Origin of the sequence: Sandarakinorhabdus sp. AAP62, from assembly GCF_000331225.1 — a bacterium.
Classification (GTDB): domain Bacteria; phylum Pseudomonadota; class Alphaproteobacteria; order Sphingomonadales; family Sphingomonadaceae; genus Sandarakinorhabdus.
Map to the genome: position 1 here is coordinate 17,705 of NZ_ANFY01000014.1, position 15,930 is coordinate 33,634.

A 15,930-nucleotide genomic window follows, 5' to 3' on the forward strand; every position below is an offset into this window, starting at 1 on the left:
GATTGGCGCTTCAATTGGGGGAACACACCATGCACCGCCTCATCGCCGCCGGCCTGTTGCTGGCCAGCACCGCCCTTCATGCCGCCAGCCCGGTGGAACCGGCCGATCTCTACCGCATCAGCATGACCGACGCCGTGAAGACGTCGCCCGATGGCAACCATGTGCTGTTCACCCGCATGCAGTTCGATATCCAGACCGACCGGCGCACCACCGAATGGTGGCTGGCGGCGGTGGGCAAGACCAGTCTCGACAAGCGCCTGCTGATCCCCGCCCAGACCGGTGCCTCGGGCGCGGTATGGGCGCCGGATGGCAAGCGCATTGCCTATGTGGCCAACTGGCTGGGCAAGCCGCAGATCTGGGTGATGGATGTGGCCGACGGCGTGGGCAAACCTATCACCAGCGGCAACATCGCGCCGCGCGGCCTGGCCTTCAGCCCGGATGGCCGTTCCATCGCCTTCACCGGCCGCGCCGAAGCGCCAGCGCCCAGGATTGCCGGTATGCCCGAGGCCCCGGCCGGCGCCAGCTGGGCCGCGCCGGCCCGCGTCATCACCGACTGGAGCTATCGCACCAACGATGGCGGCTACAACAAGCCCGGCGCGGATCAGCTTTACGTTGTGGCCAGCAGCGGCGGCGCACCCACCCAGCTGACCAAGGGCGACAGCGACCAGATCGAAGGCAGCGCCAATTGGGCCCCTGATGGCCAGAGCCTTGTCTATGCCGCCGCCGTGCGGCCCGGCAACGACCGGCTGGCCGGCGAATCCGATCTCTACCGGATCGCGGCCAGTGGCGGCGCGCCTGAACGACTCACCAGCATCGACGGCAGCGAGTCCAATCCCCGCCTCTCCCCCGATGGCCAGTGGCTGGCCTGGACCGGCTGCCCGAAAACCACGAAATTCTATTGCCAGCCCGGCCTGTGGCTGCGGCGGCTGAGCGGCGGCGATCCGGTGCAGCTGTCGGCAGCGCTCGATCGGCCGGTCGGCGCATTTGAATGGGCAAGGGACGGCAAGGCGCTCCACGTCGCCTATGGCGATGTCGGCATCGTCAGGGTGGCCGCCATTCCGGTAGGCGGCGGCGCGGCCAAGACCATCGTTCCGGCCATCGGCGGCACCCGCCTCTATCTCCCGTCGTCTGGCGGCGACTGGAGCAGCAATGGCGAGACCCATGCCTTCACCACGGTAGAGGCCGACCGCCCCGCCGCGCTGGGCGTGATGCGCGCCGGCAAGCTGATCGGCAAGATCGACTTCAACGAGAAATGGCGGGCCGAAAAGCAGATCGGCGCCATGGAACGGCTGACCTGGCAGGCGCCTGATGGCCTGACCATCGAAGGCTGGCTGCAATATCCGCCCAATTTTGATCCGACCAGGAAATACCCGGTCGCGCTGGAAATCCATGGCGGGCCGAACGGCGATTACGGCCCCTATTTTTCCATCACCCACCAGCTTTATGCGGCAGCTGGCTATGTCGTGCTGTGGTCCAACCCGCGCGGATCAACCGGTTATGGCGAAAAGTTCGCCAATGGCATCACGCCCGAATATGGCGGCGAATATCCCGGACCCGACCATGGCGACCTGATGGCCGGCATGGACGAAGTGCTGAAACGTCCCTGGGCCGATGCCCGCAACCAGTTCATCGGCGGCGGCTCCGGCGGCGGCGTGCTCACGACCTTTGCCATCGGCCAGACCGACCGCTTCAATGCGGCCGCCGCCCTGCGCCCGGTCACCGATTGGTCGATCCAGGCGCTCACCTCCGATCTGCCGGCGCTCACCCTGTCCAACTGGGTCGTCGGCAATCCGTGGGACAATCGCGACCTTTACTGGCGGCGCTCCACCTTCAGCCTTGTCGGCAAGGTCAAGACCCCCACCATCCTGATCACCGGCGAAGAGGATTATCGCACCCCCATCGCCCAGACCGAGGCCTATTATCAGGCGCTGCAGGTGCGCGGCATTCCGGCCATGATGGTACGCCTGCCAGGCGCCAACCACGGCATGGGCCGACCATCGCAATGGCTGCAGTCCAACCTGGCGGTGATCAACTGGTACAATCGGTTCAAGAAGAATTGAGGCCCGCCATGAAGCTTGCCGTGTTTGCCCTGCTGCTGGCCAGCGCCACCCCGGCCCTGGCTGATGAAGTGCTGTGGGATCGCTATGGCGTGCCCCACATCCATGCCGACAGTGAAGCCGGCGCCTTCAAGGGCTTTGGCTGGGCGCAGGCGGCCAGCCACGGCAATATCCTGCTCAGGATGTACGGCGAAAGCCGGGCGCGGGCGGCCGAATATTGGGGCGCGGACTATGCCGCCCTCGATCGCTACCTGATCGCCCACGACGCGCCGGAGCGCAGCAAGGCCTGGTACAAGGCGCAAACACCGCAGATGCGCGCCAATCTCGATGGCTTTGCCGCTGGCATCAACGCCTATCTCGCCGCCCACCCGGATCATGTGCCGGCCGAACTCAAACGCGTGCTGCCCATCACTGGGGTGGACGTGATGGCCCACGCCCATCGGCTGATGCAGTTCCTCTATGTTGCCCCCATGGGCCGCATGCTCACTCCGCCGGCGGATTTCAAGCCAACCGGTATCGGTGATGCCAACAATGGTGATGGTGGCGACGGTGATGCCGGCGGTTCCAACGGCTGGGCCGTTGCGCCGCAGCGGACGAGCGATGGCGCGGCGATGCTGCTGGCCAATCCACACCTGCCATGGGCGCCGTCGCTGCTCACCTACTACGAGGCGCAGATCACCGCGCCGGGCTACAGCGTCTATGGCGCGACGCAGGTCGGCCTGCCGGTGCTGCGCTTTGCCTTCAACAACAATCTGGGCTTCACCAACACCGTCAACAACATGCTGGGTGCGACGCGCTTTGCGCTGGAAGAAGCGCCCGGCGGCTACAGGCTCGACGGCAAGGTGATGGCCTATCGCCGCGTCACCAGATCGCTGCTGATCCGCCAGAGCGACGGCAGCCTGAAGCGCGAAAGCTTCATCCAGCGCCACAGCGTGCACGGCCCGGTGTTCGATGTGGACGGCAAGCCGATTGCCGTGCGCATCGCCGGCCTCGATCGCCCCGGCGTGCTGCAGGCCTATCTCGACATGGGCAAGGCGCAGGATTTCGCCGGCTTTGAAGCAGCGCTGAAGCGGGTGCAGATCCCCAGTTTCAACATCGTCTATGCCGATCGCGCCGGCCATGTGTTCCACATTTCAAACGGCATCCTGCCTCGCCACAAGACGGGCGGGACGCACGCCTTCTGGGCGGGCATCGTCCCCGGCAACCGCAGCGACCTGATCTCCACCGAGATCGAACCCTATGAAAGCCTGCCCAAGGCGCTCGATCCGCCGGGTGGCTTTGTCCAGAACGCCAACGACACGCCATGGGTCAACAGCCTGCCGCGCGTGATCGATCCCAGGGACTATCCCGCCTACGTCGCACCGCTTGCACCAACGAGTCTGCGGGCCCAGATGTCGGCCCGGCTGCTGGCTGGTTCCGACAAATTGTCCTTCGCCGAGTTCCAGCGCCGCAAGCTCACCACCACCAGCCTGATGGCGGAACGCATGAAACCCGCCCTGCTGGCCGCAGTCGCCAGCAACCCTGACCCGGACATTGCCGCCGCGCGCGACCTGCTGACAGGATGGGACAATCGGTTTGAACCAGACAGCCGCGCCGCCATCCTGTTCGAGGAATGGGCCACGCGCTTCGCCGGGCCCGATTTGAATGATCAGGCCAACTACGAACGCCGCTGGACCCTGGATGATCCGGTGAACACGCCATCCGGCATCAGGGACAATGCGGTCGCCACCGCCATGCTGAAAGCCGCCGCGCAGGCCGTGATGGCGCGGCACGGCCGGCTTGATCCCCGCTACGGAGACGTTTCGCGTTTCAGCGCAGGAGAAAGCATCACCTTCCCCGGCCATGGCGGTGCAGGCGGCCTCGGCCTGTTCCGCACCATCAGTTGGTGGCCCTGGAAGGACGGGAGCCGCACGCCACAAGCCGGCGAAACCTGGGTCAACCTGATCCAGTTCACCACGCCAATGAAGGCCATCGCCACCATGAGCTATGGCAACAGCAGCCAGCCGGGCTCCCCGCACCGGAGTGACCAGCTGGAGGCCTTGAGCGAAAAACGCTTCCGCCAATTATGGCTGACACGGGCGGATGTTGAATTGAATCTGGAGAAGCGGGAAGCATATTGAGAGCTGCCGAGTCCGCTGAGGATGCCGAAGGCAGAAGGAAGAAAGAGCGCGGCAAAGCTGCAATGCCCGCCCCGGACCTGATCCGGGGTCGGACAAATCAAAAAGGGCGGCCCTGAGGGGCCGCCCTTTTCATTTGCCGTCCGTGCTTGTCGGGCGCGCGGATAGCTGCGCTATCCGTGCGCCCGACGGCGCTTAGAACTCGACCCGTGCGCCAACCCGCAGCGTCCAGGCCGACTGCCGCTGGAAGGTTTCCAGCGCCGGCACGTTGAAGTTGGAGTAGCGGTAGGAGGCGCAACCCTGGGCAAGCGTACCCACGGCACCGGTCGAATTGATGCAGGCGACGTCGACGATACGCGCCTGCTGGGCGCGGCCCGACAGTTCGCGGAAGGCAAACTTGTCGCTGAGCAGGTTCAGGAAATTCTCCATGTCGGCAAACACGGTCAGCTTGCTGCTGCCCACGAACAGCGGCACCTGCTGCGAGACGTGCAGGTTCACCGTGTAGAAATCGGGGTTCTTGGCAATGCCGCGACGAGCGATCTGGCCCTGATAATCAGCCAGTTCGGTGCCCAGGATGAAATCCCGGAACGCCGTGAGCTGGGCCGGCGTGCCATTGAACTGCACGATGGAATCGATGGTGGTATTCACCGCCGCCGTGCCGGTCGGGATCGCCAGGTTGGCGACATTCGGCACATACAGCAGGTAACGGCTGCCACCGGTGGTGCCGAACACGCTGCCACGGCCCGCACCCGGATCGTTGAAGGTGTAGCTGTAGCGGCGACCCTGGCGATAGAGACCGAAGATCTGGATGTTGGTCTCGTTGTCACCAAAGAAGTTGTTGCGATAGTTCAGCGTCAGGCGAACCTGATTGCCGACCTGCAGCGTGGAGGTGGCCGCATCCGGCTGGTTGGGATCACGCACGACCACGTTGTACGAACCGGCGGCCGTGGTGCCGCCCGTGTCGGTCAGGAAATCGGTGATGCGCTGGCGCGTGTACGCCGCCTGGATGCTGAAGCCATTGGTCCATTCCTTGGCCACCGAGCCGGCGATCACGAACGCCTTGCCGCCGCTCACCGAGCGCAACTGCAGATCGTTGCCAGCGCTGCCCGCAATGCCCTGATAGCGCGGACGGCCATCCGGCAGGGTGCCGTTCGGGATCGCCCGCAGATCGATCATGGTATAGCTGTTGCGGTTCCAGGTGTGGGCCGCATCGACGCGGAACACCCACCCATCGCCGAGGAAGCCAAGATCGGCATTATATTCGGCGCTGAGGTTGGCGCGGACCACCGAATTCATCTTGAAATCAGGCGAGACGGTGTTGGTGGTGGCCTGCGCCAGCGAGGCGACGTTGGTGGCCAGATAGTTGTTGACCACCGGATTCTTCTGCAGACCGAAGCCATCGACATTGTTCAGCGCCGCCGCACCAGCCGCGTTGATCTGCGCCTGCACCAGCGGGTTGGTGGTCGCATTGTTGCGGTCGATGAAGTTGCCTGTCGCCACACCGTTCACGAACTGGCGTTCCAGATCGATGGTGTTGAGACGGGTGCCATCGTTGGCCAGGCTGTTGGAGAACAGCACCATCGGCACACCGCCGCTGAAGATGCCGACGCCGCCCGAAACGCGCACGCGCTCTTCCGGCTTCCAGTTGAACGCGAAGCGCGGCTGGAACACCGAAACACCGTTGATCGACGTGGTGTTGCGGAAGCCATAGCGGTTGACGAAATTCTGGTTGAAGGTGATCTGGCTGTCGTCGAACGAGAAGGCGTCGAAGCGCGCGCCGATCAGCGCGGTCAGCTCCGGCGTCACGCGCCATTCATCCTGGATACCAACGGCATAGGAATAAAGCGTGAAGCGGGCGGCGCCACCCGAATTGGGATCGCCGTTGATCGCGTTGGCAAAGGTCACGCGGTTGGCATTGCCGGCGTTGAAATCGGCGACGGAGTCGAAATAGAAGTTGCCGCGCGAGTTGGGCACGAAGATGTTGTTCACCTTCTGGCGGACACCTTCAACCTGGAACTTGATGCGGTGATCGCCCGCATTGTAGCGCATGTTGAACTGGAAATTCAGGTTGCTGGTCGCCAGCGAGTTCGAGTGACGGAACGAGTCCGTGCCGAAGGTCACGCGGGCGTTGGTGCCGCAGTTGATGTTGTTGTTGGTCGGGTTGCTGCCAGCCGCAATGCTGTTCGGATTGGTGCAGACCTGGAACTGGGCAAAGCCTTCATCGTTGTAGCCGACCTGGCCGCGCACATAGTCACGATAGCTGACACGCAGTTCGGTCGACAGCTTGTCACTCCAGGTCGAGTTCAGCTGACCGGTATAGACCTTGGTCGATTCCGTGCCTTCATAGCTGTTGGACTGCAGGCCAACGTTCGGCGCCGTGTTCGAGTTGCTCGAACCACCGCCCGGCAGCGGCACCGAGTTGAAGTGATCGATGTACGTGAACGAGAAGCGCTGACCGTCGGTGATGTTCCAGTCGATCTTGCCCGAAATCTTGCGGTCGCGTTCCGAAATCTGCTGGAACGTGTCCAGCGGATCATAGCGATAGCGGCTTTCGGTGGTGGCAATGATGCCGTTGACGATGGAACGGTCGTCGGACGTGGACGAGGAATCGCCGATGTTCGGAATGGCGTTGGCAAAGCCTTCGCCGGCGATACCCGACGAGATGATCTGGGCACCTTCGGTCAGCCGCTCATAGTTCAGGGCGACGAACAGCGTATCCTTGATGATCGGGCCCGAGGCGAAGAAGCCATAGTTGCGGAACGGCAGCGCCTGCGGGATGATGGCGCCGCGCACTTCGCGGCCGGTCAGGCCCTTGCCGCCGATGCTGCCATAGGCGACGGCGTGATAATCATTGGTGCCCGACTTGAGCACGGCGTCGATGGCGCCGCCGGTGAAATTGCCCTGGCCGACGTCGAACGGCGCCGACTTCACCGCCAGCTGGCCGATGGCTTCGAGCGAAACGATGCCGCGCAGCGACGGCAGACCGCCGAGGTTGAGGCCGAAATCATCCTGCACCGACACACCGTCGATGGTGAAGCGGTTGGCGCGGGCCGAAGCACCGGCGATCGACACGCCGCGCAGCACCGGATCGAAGCTGGTCAGCGGATCGCGGGCCGCGGCGTCGCGGATGTCGCGGTTCACCGAGGTGACGGAAGCGATTTCCTTGGCCGACAGCACGGTGGCCGAACCCGTGGTCACCACACCGGAACGGCGCAGCGAGCTGGCGGTGACGACGATGGTCTCTGCCGTGTCCGACGGCTCCAGCGCGGCGGTGACGCTGAAATTTTCACCGGAACCAACGGTGATGTCTTCGATGGTCTGGCCCTGGTAACCCGGCGCCTTCACGGTGACCGAGAACGGGCCGCCAACGCGCAGACCGGCGGCGGAGAACTGGCCGTTCGCACCCGACGTGACCGTGACGCGCGTGCCGGTCGGCGTGTGCAGGATTTCGATTTCAGCGCCGGCAACCGGGGCGCCATCCTTGCTCAACACGGTTCCGGAGATCGCGGAGCTGACTTCCTGGGCCTGCACGGCAGCCGGAATGAGAGCAGCCGGAACGGCAAGCGCGGCAAGCGCAACACCAAGACGAAGATGACGCATGTGAGGGGCCCCTTTAGAGAATGGGAATGCAATGACAGCGCAAATGGCGGGAATCACTTCCCGCACCTGAGACTGCGTTCGCCTCTGCCGGGGAAATGTGACGCTTCTGTTACAGCTTCATGGCCTGTTCATGACGGAGCAGCAGGGCGGCCAGTTCGCGGGCCGGTGTTGCAGTGCAGCAACACCGCATCGCCGGCAGCCAGCCCGGCCTTGCGCGAGTCCGCGCGAAGCACGCACGCTGGCCGGGCTGCGGCGTGGTGGGCGCTGAGGGTTTCGAACCCCCGACCCTCTCGGTGTAAACGAGATGCTCTACCACTGAGCTAAGCGCCCACGCCGCAGCCACTGCCGCCCCTAGCGGCGCGCAGCGGTTCGTGCAACCTAGGCGGCAATGGCCACGCTCGACACGACCCAGACTGCCGTCTTCATCGCGCTCACCCTTGCCATGGCACTTGCCACCATCTGGCAGGTGCGGCGCATGGGCCGCAAGCAGGGCAAGCGCTCTGCCGCGGCAGACAACCGCGAATATTTCCTCGCCGGCGGCGGGCTCACCTGGCCGTTCATTGCTGGCTCCATCACGCTCACCAATCTTTCGACCGATCAGCTTGTGGGCATGAATGGCCAGCAGATGCTTCTGCTGGCCTGGTGGGAGCTTTCGGCGGTGGCCGGCCTTGCCATCCTCGCGCTGGTCTTCCTGCCGGTCTATTACCGGGAAGGCTGCACCACCACGACCGAGCTGCTGCAGAAACGCTACAACTCGCCCGCCCTGCGCGCCCTGGTTTCGGCGCTGTTCCTGGCCGGCAATCTGCTGATCTATTTGCCGATCACCCTCTACACCGGCGCCCTGTTCCTGCGGACGGTTTCGGGCACCGATCTGCCGCTGCTGCCGCTGGCGGCCGTGCTGGGAGTCGCGGGCTCGCTCTATGCCATCCTCGGCGGCCTGCGCGCCGTTGCCGTTTACGATACGATCGCCGGGGTTGGCGTGCTCGGATCGGCACTGGCCATCGTCTGGCTGGCCCTGCAAGCCATCGGCTGGGATTTCTCCGGCATCCCCGCTGAGCGCCTGACCCTCGTCGGCGGGCCACAGAGTCCGATCCCCTGGCCCACCCTGCTCACCGGCATGATCTTCATCCAGACCTTCTACTGGTCCACCAACCAGAACATCACCCAGCGTGCCATGGCCGCGCCCAGCTTGCGCGAAGGCCAGAAAGGCGTGTTCGCCGCCGGGCTCATCCGCCTCGCCATCGTGCCGGCCATCGTCGTGCTGCCCGGCATCGCCAGCTACAAATTGTTCGGCCCGCTGGGAGACACCGCTTATGGCCGCATCGTCGCCGAGGTGATGCCCACCTGGGCTTCGGGCGCGTTTGCGGCCTTCATGGCGGCGGCCGTGCTCACCCACTATACCTCCATCCTCAACAGCACGACAACGCTGTGGGTGTGCGACATCCATGAAGCCTATATCAACCGCAACCCCAATGTCGGCCGGCTCAACACGTTCATCTCATTGGGGTTCGTGGCCATCTCCATCGCGCTGGTGCCACTCTACAGCGGGGCCGCTTCCATCATCAATCTGGTGCAGCAACTGAACGGCCTGCTCTCCATGCCGATCCTCGCCGCCTTCATCTGCGGGCTGCTGTTCAGCGGCATCCGCGCCGCCGCGGTGATGCTGGCGCTGCTCTTCGGTGTTGGCCTCTATGCCGTCTTCACCTGGATGTGGACGCCCGCCCACTATATCCACCTGATGCTGGTGACGCTGCTGGCCACGATCGCGGTGGCGCTGGCGATCAATCGCCTGATGGGCGGCACGGCACGGTTGCGGCATCGCGCGGCTGCGGCCAATATGGCCTGACTGATTCCCGGCTGACGAGGTCCGCATGTTCACCCGCCTGTTTCTCGAACACCCGCGCGTGGTCAACGAAAGCTATACCGAGCATATGGGCGCCGCCTTTGGCGTGGGTGGCCGCATGTTCGTCGCCAGCCTGAAATGCTTCGTCCACGGGCTGGTGCCCGGCCTCTACAAGACGGCCGGTTCCGATGCGATCTGCGAACTGCACCGCCAGGTCGCCCCGCGCAAATACGACCAGCCGACCTTCTGATCGGCCACAACAAACTGGGGGGATGCACGCGATGACCGATACCTTGGGGCTGTCGCCGGCCCGGCTTGCCCGCCTCGATGCGCATCTCGCCGAAAAATACATCGCCACCCGCCGCCTGCCCTGCACCCTGTCGCTGATTGCCCGCCATGGCGAGATTGCGCACAGCCACGCGCAGGGGCTGGCCGATGTCGAACGCGGCATTCCGTGCCGCGAAGACACGATCTTCCGCATCTATTCGATGACCAAGCCGATCACCTCGGTGGCGCTGATGATGCTGGTCGAACAGGGCAAGATCGCGCTGGATGATCCGGTCGCCCGCTATATCCCGGAATGGAAGAATCTCGGCGTGTTCGTCGCCGGCACGCACAAATTGGGTTTCCAGACGCGGCCCTGCACCCGCCCGATGCAGGTGGTCGATCTGTTCCGCCACACTGCTGGCCTCACCTATGGCTTCCAGCTGCGCACCAATGTCGATGAAGCCTATCGCCGCGAGAAGATCGGCGAGATCGAGAAGGCCGGCACGCTGGAGGGCATGATCCAGGCCCTGGCCAGGCTGCCGCTGGAATTCTCACCCGGCGACGCCTGGAACTATTCGGTGGCAACCGATGTGCTGGGCTGGCTGGTGCAGGTGGTTTCCGGCCAGAAATTCGAGGATTATCTCGCCGAACACATCTTCCAGCCGCTCGGCATGGTCGATACCGGCTTCCACGTCCGCGAAGGCCAGGCCCACCGCCTTGCCGCCTGCTATCAGCCCGACAAGACCGGCACCATCACCCTGCAGGACGATCCCGCCACCTCGTCCTACCTCAAGCCGCCCAGCTTCATTTCCGGCGGTGGCGGGCTGGTGTCCACGGCGCAGGATTATCTGCAATTCTGCCGGATGCTGCTCAATGGCGGCACGCTGAACGGCCACCGCATCATCAGCCGCAAGACGCTCGATCTGATGACCGCCAATCACCTGCCCGGCGGCGGCAGCATCGCCTCCCTGTCCAAATCCCTGTTCAGCGAAGCCGCCTATGATGGCGTCGGCTTCGGCCTCGGCTTTGCCACCACCATGAACGCCAGCCAGACGCTGATGCCCGGCAGCAACGGCGATTATTTCTGGGGCGGCGCCGCCAGCACCTTCTTCTGGATCGATCCCGAGGAAGACCTGATCGGCATCTTCATGACCCAGCTCATCCCGTCGAGCACCTGGCCGGTGCGCAAGGAAATGCGCACCATGGTCTATGCCGCGCTGGACGATTGAAAGGGCCGCGACGCAAGCCAACCCGGCCAAAAATATTTTGCGCCACTGTCGATTTGCGCGATGCTCACCGCTCATCATCCAGAACCCGCCATCCCGGCCCGGTTCGTTGATGGAGCCATGCCATGCAATTTGCCCTGATCTATTATCAGACCGCCGCCGATTTCGCCCGCGAGCAATCGGAACCTGAAGCCTATTGGGGCGCATGGAGCGCCTACATGGGTGCCATGGGTGCCGCAGGCATCATGCGCGGCGGCGCAGGCCTGATGCAGCCGCCAACCGCCACCACCCTGCGCATCAAGGCCGGCGAATGGCAGGTGGAAGACGGGCCCTTTGCCGACACCAAGGAAATGCTGGGCGGCATGGCGTTGATCGAGGTCGAGGATCTCGATGCCGCGCTGGCCTGGGCGGCACGCGCACCCTGCGTGGTCGATGGATCGGTGGAAGTGCGCCCGACCATTCCGCCCGATCTGGTCTGATCCCGTGAACAGCGCTGCCGCTTCCCCCGCTCACCGGGCGGCCGAAGTGGCGGCGCGCACGTCCTATGGCCGGTTGGTCGCGCTGCTTGCCCGCGACAGCCGCGACATTGCCGCCGCCGAAGACGCGCTGGCCGACGCGCTGGCCAGGGCGCTGGCGCATTGGCCGGATGATGGCGTGCCGGCCAATCCCGATGCCTGGCTGCTCACCGTCGCCCGCCGCCAATTGGGCCATGGCCGCGCCAGGGCTGCAACGTGCGTCGCTGCCACGCCGGCGCTGGCCCTGCTTGATGCGGAGCGCGCCGAAACGCCCGACACCGATCTGCCCGATGAGCGGCTGAAACTGCTGTTTGTCTGCACCCACCCCGCCATCACGCCGCGCGTGCAGGCGCCGTTGATGCTGCAGGCGGTGCTGGGGCTGGATGCGGCCCGGATCGCGGCGGCCTTTCTGGTGTCGCCGTCGGCCATGGCGCAGGCGCTGGTGCGGGCCAAGGCGCGCATCCGCGATGCCGGCATCGCCTTCACCGTGCCGCAACTGGTGGAGCGCCCGGCCCGTCTGGCCGCCATCCGCACCGCCATCTACGCGGCCTATGGCGCCGGCTGGGATCAGCTGGAAGGCGATTCCCCATCCGATCTTGCTGCCGAAGCCCTGTTCCTTGCCCGGCTGGTGGCTGGCCAGGCCCCGGATGATCCGGAAAACGCCGGCCTGCTGGCGCTGATCCTGCTGTGCGAGGCGCGGCGGCCAGCGCGGCGCGATGCCAGCGGCGGTTTCGTCCCGCTCGATCGGCAGGACTTCAACCTGTGGCACCGCGATCTGGTGCGCGAAGGCGAGGCAGCCCTGCGCCAGGCCGCCCAACATGGCCAGCCCGGCCGCTTCCAGCTGGAAGCCGCCATCCAGTCGCTTCACAATCAGCAGCGGCTGACCGGTGCCGATCTCTCCGCGCCGCTGATCGGCCTTTATGATCGCCTGCTCGACATTGCCCCCAGCATTGGCGCCCTGGTGGCGCGCGCGGCCGCCCTCACCGCTGCCGGTGCCGCCCCGGCGGCGCTGGCCGCGCTCGATGCGGTCGCGGCACGCTGCAGCGATCATCAGCCGTGGTGGGCGGTTCGCGCCGAGGCACTGGCGGCCCTGGGTGATCAGTCCGCTGCCCGCGCCGCCGCCCGCCGCGCCGCCGGCCTGACCAGCGATCCCGCCGTTCGCGCCTTCCTGCTGGCCGGTCGGGCCTGACCAGGGGATGAAGGCCCCGCCTGGGCTGTTCCGCCGCCCGGCGATCCCGCAATCGGCAGGAAACGTCAGAACGGGAAAAGCCAGTCCCACCCTTTGCCTTGCCGGCCCCCAAGATTTTCTCGCCAAGCTGATGGGTTGGCAAAGCCCCAGCCAGCCGCCACAACAGCGCCACCCCCGTCAGGAGACGTGACATGACTGACTATGTGCCGCCAAAAGTCTGGACGTGGGACAAGGAGAGCGGCGGGCGCTTTGCCGCTATCAACCGCCCCATCGCGGGCCCCACACATGACAAGGACCTGCCGGTCGGCAAACATCCGATCCAGCTCTACAGCCTGGGCACACCCAATGGCGTGAAGGTGACCGTCCTGCTGGAGGAGCTGCTGGCGCTGGGCCATGCAGGGGCGGAATATGATGCCTGGCTGATCAACATCGGCGCGGGTGACCAGTTCGGATCCGGCTTTGTGGCGATCAATCCCAACAGCAAGATCCCGGCGATGGTGGACCACAGCACCACCCCGGCCACCCGCATCTTCGAAAGCGGCGCCATGATGGTCTATCTGGCGGAAAAATTCGGTGCCTTCCTGCCCACCGCCCTGCCGGCCCGCACCGAGGCGTTGAGCTGGCTGTTCTGGCAGATGGGTTCCGCGCCGTTCCTAGGCGGCGGCTTCGGCCATTTCTATGCCTATGCCCCCACCAAGCAGGAATATCCGATCAACCGCTATGCCATGGAGGTGAAGCGGCAACTGGATGTGCTCGACCGGCATCTGGCCGAGCATGAGTATATGGCGGGCAGCGAATACAGCATTGCCGACATGGCGATCTGGCCCTGGTATGGCGCACTGGCGCTGGGCCTGCTTTATGACGCCGGCGAATTCCTCGATGTGGCGAGCTATGCCAATGTCATCCGCTGGACGAAGCAGATCGGCACGCGCCCGGCCGTGAAGCGCGGCCGCATGGTCAACCGCGCCTTTGGCGATCCGGCCAGCCAGCTGCACGAACGCCACGACGCCAGCGATTTCGAGACGAAAACGCAGGACAAGATTGGCAAATGAGCGAGACCCCTCTCCCGGGCCGCGCCGAGGGCGCGTCTCTCGACCTCTCCCCGGCGGGGAGAGGTGATGCCGCCTCTTCACCTCTCCCCACCGGGGAGAGGTCGACTCGCGGCGCAGCCGCGGCGGGAGAGGGGCTTGCCATGCCCCAACCGCCCGACACTGGCCCCGAAGGCTCCCTGCCCCACAGTCTCGCGCAGCGCCGCATCGTCCGCTTCGAACCCGGCCATGCGGTGATCGAATATGAAGTGCTGCCGGCCATCTGCCACAGCGGCGGCGTGGCGCAGGGCGGCTTTGTCGCCGGCTGGATCGATGCCGCCATGGCCCACGCCGTGATGGCAAAATTCGGCTTTGAACGCGTGCCGATCAGCCTGGAGATCAAGGTCAGCTATTTCGCGCCGGCCAATCCCGGCCGTGTGCTTGCCGAAGCCTGGATCGAACGGGCGGGTGGGCGGACATTATTTGCCGAAGGCCGGCTGACGACACTGGATGGCAAGGTGCTGGCCAAGGCCAGCAGCACCATCACGCTGATCGACGCCAACAAGGTGCAGCGATCGATGACCGGTGGCTGAAGCCGGTCCCGGCAATCTATTGGCATGCAAGCTGCTCATAAATAACTGTTAATTTTTTCGTTCGACAGGCCTGCCTGAACGGCCCACACTTTCCCTACTGCGAGTCCCCAATTTGGCTTTGGGAGCAATCCAGCCCCTTTATCCAAAAAGCAGACCCGCAGAAGAATGACAGCACATGAGTGACTGTCTTTGGGGGAGGAAAGCCATGAAAACACGAGTTTTCGGGATTATGTCGCTTGCCTTGTTGGCCAGCGCCAGTGTCGCCAGTGCGCAAAGCTTCACCTATGTTTCCACATCCAGCGCGCCCAGCACGCTCGTGGGCGGCGCCGGGCCTGATGGCCGGCCGTTCGGCGCAGCGGCCTGGTCTGGCACCAGTGAACTGATGATGGACGGCAAGAAGGTGATGTCGAACTTCACCTGCGTGTCCATGACTCAGCCGAACAATGCCAAGGTCTTTGATCAGCACATGATCTGCAATGGCGGTGATGCCGGCGGCACCTGGACCTCGACCTGGGGCTGCGCCGGCGCGCAGGCGACCGGCATGTCGTGCTGGGGCCATTTGCAGGGCCTGACCGGTGGCTATGCGAAACGCATCGGCGTCATCTCCGGTTCGGGCAAGGGCACGATGCAAACCGGTTCCGGACAGTGGAACCCGTGATGCAATCGGTTTGAGATGGTGGGGCCGGCGCGGTCGTGCCGGCCCCTCACTCGGTCGGCGAGATGTGGATCTTGATGCTCACCCACGTCCCCACCTGATAAACGCCGTTCACCCGCGGCGGCTTCACGCGGAACTGCCAGGCGGCCTCGTTCACCGCGTAGCCCATGCCGGAACCGGGCGATTCCCCGATCGGCCGGCAATCTTCCACCTTGAACCGCGGCGCGGTGCGGCAGGCGATCAGGCCATAGGCCCCCGGCCCGGAATAGCGCGCCTTCCTGATGTAGAAAGCGAGTTCCGCATCGGTGGGTTCGCGCTGCCATTCGGCGGCGTAGAGCTTTGACCCATCGGGCGCGACGCCCACCACCGCGCTGTCAGGCGGGCCGGCTTCGGCCATCTGGGCCGGCGCGCTGTCGGCCGGCGGCAACTTGCTGAGATCAAAATCCCTGAGCGCCGGATCACCAAAACTCCACTTGGCCGGCGGGGCATCGGGCACGGTCACCAGCGGTTTGGGCTGCGGATTGCTCGGCGCCTTCTCTGCCCGTTTCTGCTGCTGCGGCTTGGGCTGGGCACGCTGCGGCCTGGGCGCGGCGACATTCACCGCCACCATGCTGGTCACGCCCGGCTTGCCCTTGGGCAAGGGCGGCGCCAGCAGCAACAGCAGCAGGATAAGCAGGACATGCAGCGCGATGACGATGGCCAGCACCGGCACCCGCCGCCAATCCGGCAGCAGGCCGCGCTGGCGAGCCAGATAGCCGGCTGGAGCCGGGAAGGAGGCGGGGGCGTTCACAGGGCGGGCAAAGGGCAGGGACGCCTTCCCTACCTCGCGCAAGCCCTGCC

12 protein-coding genes and 1 tRNA gene are annotated in these 15,930 nt (G+C 65.0%); 10 read left to right on the plus strand and 3 right to left on the minus strand.

The features are described from left to right. The first annotated feature begins 29 nt into the window (after positions 1 to 29). Both D619_RS0112980 and D619_RS0112985 read left to right on the plus strand, forming a co-directional pair. A complete protein-coding gene (locus D619_RS0112980; RefSeq protein ID WP_017669031.1) occupies positions 30 to 2,060 on the plus strand; it encodes a S9 family peptidase in 2,031 nt (676 codons plus the stop codon). Between the two features lie 8 nt (positions 2,061 to 2,068). Further along, positions 2,069 to 4,177 carry a penicillin acylase family protein gene (locus D619_RS0112985; RefSeq protein WP_017669032.1) on the plus strand — a complete coding sequence of 703 codons (2,109 nt, stop codon included), beginning with the start codon at positions 2,069 to 2,071 and terminating at the stop codon, positions 4,175 to 4,177. Between the two features lie 192 nt (positions 4,178 to 4,369). On the opposite strand, the gene D619_RS16660 is transcribed toward D619_RS0112985, so the two are convergent. Both D619_RS16660 and D619_RS0112995 read right to left on the minus strand, forming a co-directional pair. Next, positions 4,370 to 7,774: a TonB-dependent receptor gene (locus tag D619_RS16660; protein WP_081587168.1), complete on the minus strand. Its 3,405-nt coding sequence runs from the start codon at positions 7,772 to 7,774 to the stop codon at positions 4,370 to 4,372. A 255-nt stretch (positions 7,775 to 8,029) separates the two neighbouring features. Continuing rightward, positions 8,030 to 8,104 (minus strand) — tRNA-Val (locus D619_RS0112995). A 58-nt stretch (positions 8,105 to 8,162) separates the two neighbouring features. Here D619_RS0112995 and D619_RS0113000 point away from each other — a divergent pair. The 8 genes from D619_RS0113000 (at position 8,163) to D619_RS0113035 (ending at position 15,093) form a co-directional block, all read left to right on the plus strand. Continuing rightward, positions 8,163 to 9,620 (plus strand): sodium/solute symporter, encoded by a 1,458-nt coding sequence (locus D619_RS0113000; protein WP_017669034.1) that lies wholly within the window; start codon positions 8,163 to 8,165, stop codon positions 9,618 to 9,620. 25 nt (positions 9,621 to 9,645) lie between these two features. Then, positions 9,646 to 9,867: a DUF6356 family protein gene (locus D619_RS0113005; RefSeq protein ID WP_017669035.1), complete on the plus strand. Its 222-nt coding sequence runs from the start codon at positions 9,646 to 9,648 to the stop codon at positions 9,865 to 9,867. Positions 9,868 to 9,898: 31 nt separating this feature from the next. Next, positions 9,899 to 11,113: a serine hydrolase domain-containing protein gene (locus D619_RS0113010; RefSeq protein ID WP_017669036.1), complete on the plus strand. Its 1,215-nt coding sequence runs from the start codon at positions 9,899 to 9,901 to the stop codon at positions 11,111 to 11,113. Positions 11,114 to 11,235: 122 nt separating this feature from the next. Continuing rightward, positions 11,236 to 11,589, plus strand: a complete 354-nt coding sequence (locus tag D619_RS0113015; protein WP_017669037.1) for a YciI family protein — start codon at positions 11,236 to 11,238, stop codon at positions 11,587 to 11,589. A 4-nt stretch (positions 11,590 to 11,593) separates the two neighbouring features. Continuing rightward, on the plus strand, positions 11,594 to 12,814 hold the full coding sequence (locus D619_RS0113020) for a DUF6596 domain-containing protein (RefSeq protein WP_020480487.1): 1,221 nt from the start codon (positions 11,594 to 11,596) through the stop codon (positions 12,812 to 12,814). A 191-nt stretch (positions 12,815 to 13,005) separates the two neighbouring features. After that, entirely contained in the window at positions 13,006 to 13,866 is an 861-nt protein-coding gene (yghU, locus tag D619_RS0113025; protein ID WP_017669039.1) for a glutathione-dependent disulfide-bond oxidoreductase, read from the plus strand. A 140-nt stretch (positions 13,867 to 14,006) separates the two neighbouring features. Beyond that, positions 14,007 to 14,435, plus strand: a complete 429-nt coding sequence (locus tag D619_RS0113030) for a PaaI family thioesterase (RefSeq protein WP_017669040.1) — start codon at positions 14,007 to 14,009, stop codon at positions 14,433 to 14,435. 229 nt (positions 14,436 to 14,664) lie between these two features. After that, positions 14,665 to 15,093 (plus strand): hypothetical protein, encoded by a 429-nt coding sequence (locus tag D619_RS0113035; protein ID WP_017669041.1) that lies wholly within the window; start codon positions 14,665 to 14,667, stop codon positions 15,091 to 15,093. Positions 15,094 to 15,139: 46 nt separating this feature from the next. On the opposite strand, the gene D619_RS0113040 is transcribed toward D619_RS0113035, so the two are convergent. Further along, complete coding sequence (locus tag D619_RS0113040; RefSeq protein WP_017669042.1) at positions 15,140 to 15,880, minus strand: hypothetical protein; 741 nt, start codon at positions 15,878 to 15,880, stop codon at positions 15,140 to 15,142. Positions 15,881 to 15,930 lie beyond the last annotated feature (50 nt).

Coding starts and splice junctions, on each gene's coding strand:
- D619_RS0113030 (WP_017669040.1), top strand. CDS start 14,007: ATGCCCCAACCGCCCGACACTGGCCCCGAAGGCTCCCTGCCCCACAGT.
- D619_RS0113035 (WP_017669041.1), top strand. CDS start 14,665: ATGTCGCTTGCCTTGTTGGCCAGCGCCAGTGTCGCCAGTGCGCAAAGC.
- yghU (WP_017669039.1), top strand. CDS start 13,006: ATGACTGACTATGTGCCGCCAAAAGTCTGGACGTGGGACAAGGAGAGC.
- D619_RS0112985 (WP_017669032.1), top strand. CDS start 2,069: ATGAAGCTTGCCGTGTTTGCCCTGCTGCTGGCCAGCGCCACCCCGGCC.
- D619_RS16660 (WP_081587168.1), bottom strand. CDS start 7,774: ATGCGTCATCTTCGTCTTGGTGTTGCGCTTGCCGCGCTTGCCGTTCCG.
- D619_RS0113015 (WP_017669037.1), top strand. CDS start 11,236: ATGCAATTTGCCCTGATCTATTATCAGACCGCCGCCGATTTCGCCCGC.
- D619_RS0113005 (WP_017669035.1), top strand. CDS start 9,646: ATGTTCACCCGCCTGTTTCTCGAACACCCGCGCGTGGTCAACGAAAGC.
- D619_RS0113010 (WP_017669036.1), top strand. CDS start 9,899: ATGACCGATACCTTGGGGCTGTCGCCGGCCCGGCTTGCCCGCCTCGAT.
- D619_RS0113000 (WP_017669034.1), top strand. CDS start 8,163: ATGGCCACGCTCGACACGACCCAGACTGCCGTCTTCATCGCGCTCACC.
- D619_RS0112980 (WP_017669031.1), top strand. CDS start 30: ATGCACCGCCTCATCGCCGCCGGCCTGTTGCTGGCCAGCACCGCCCTT.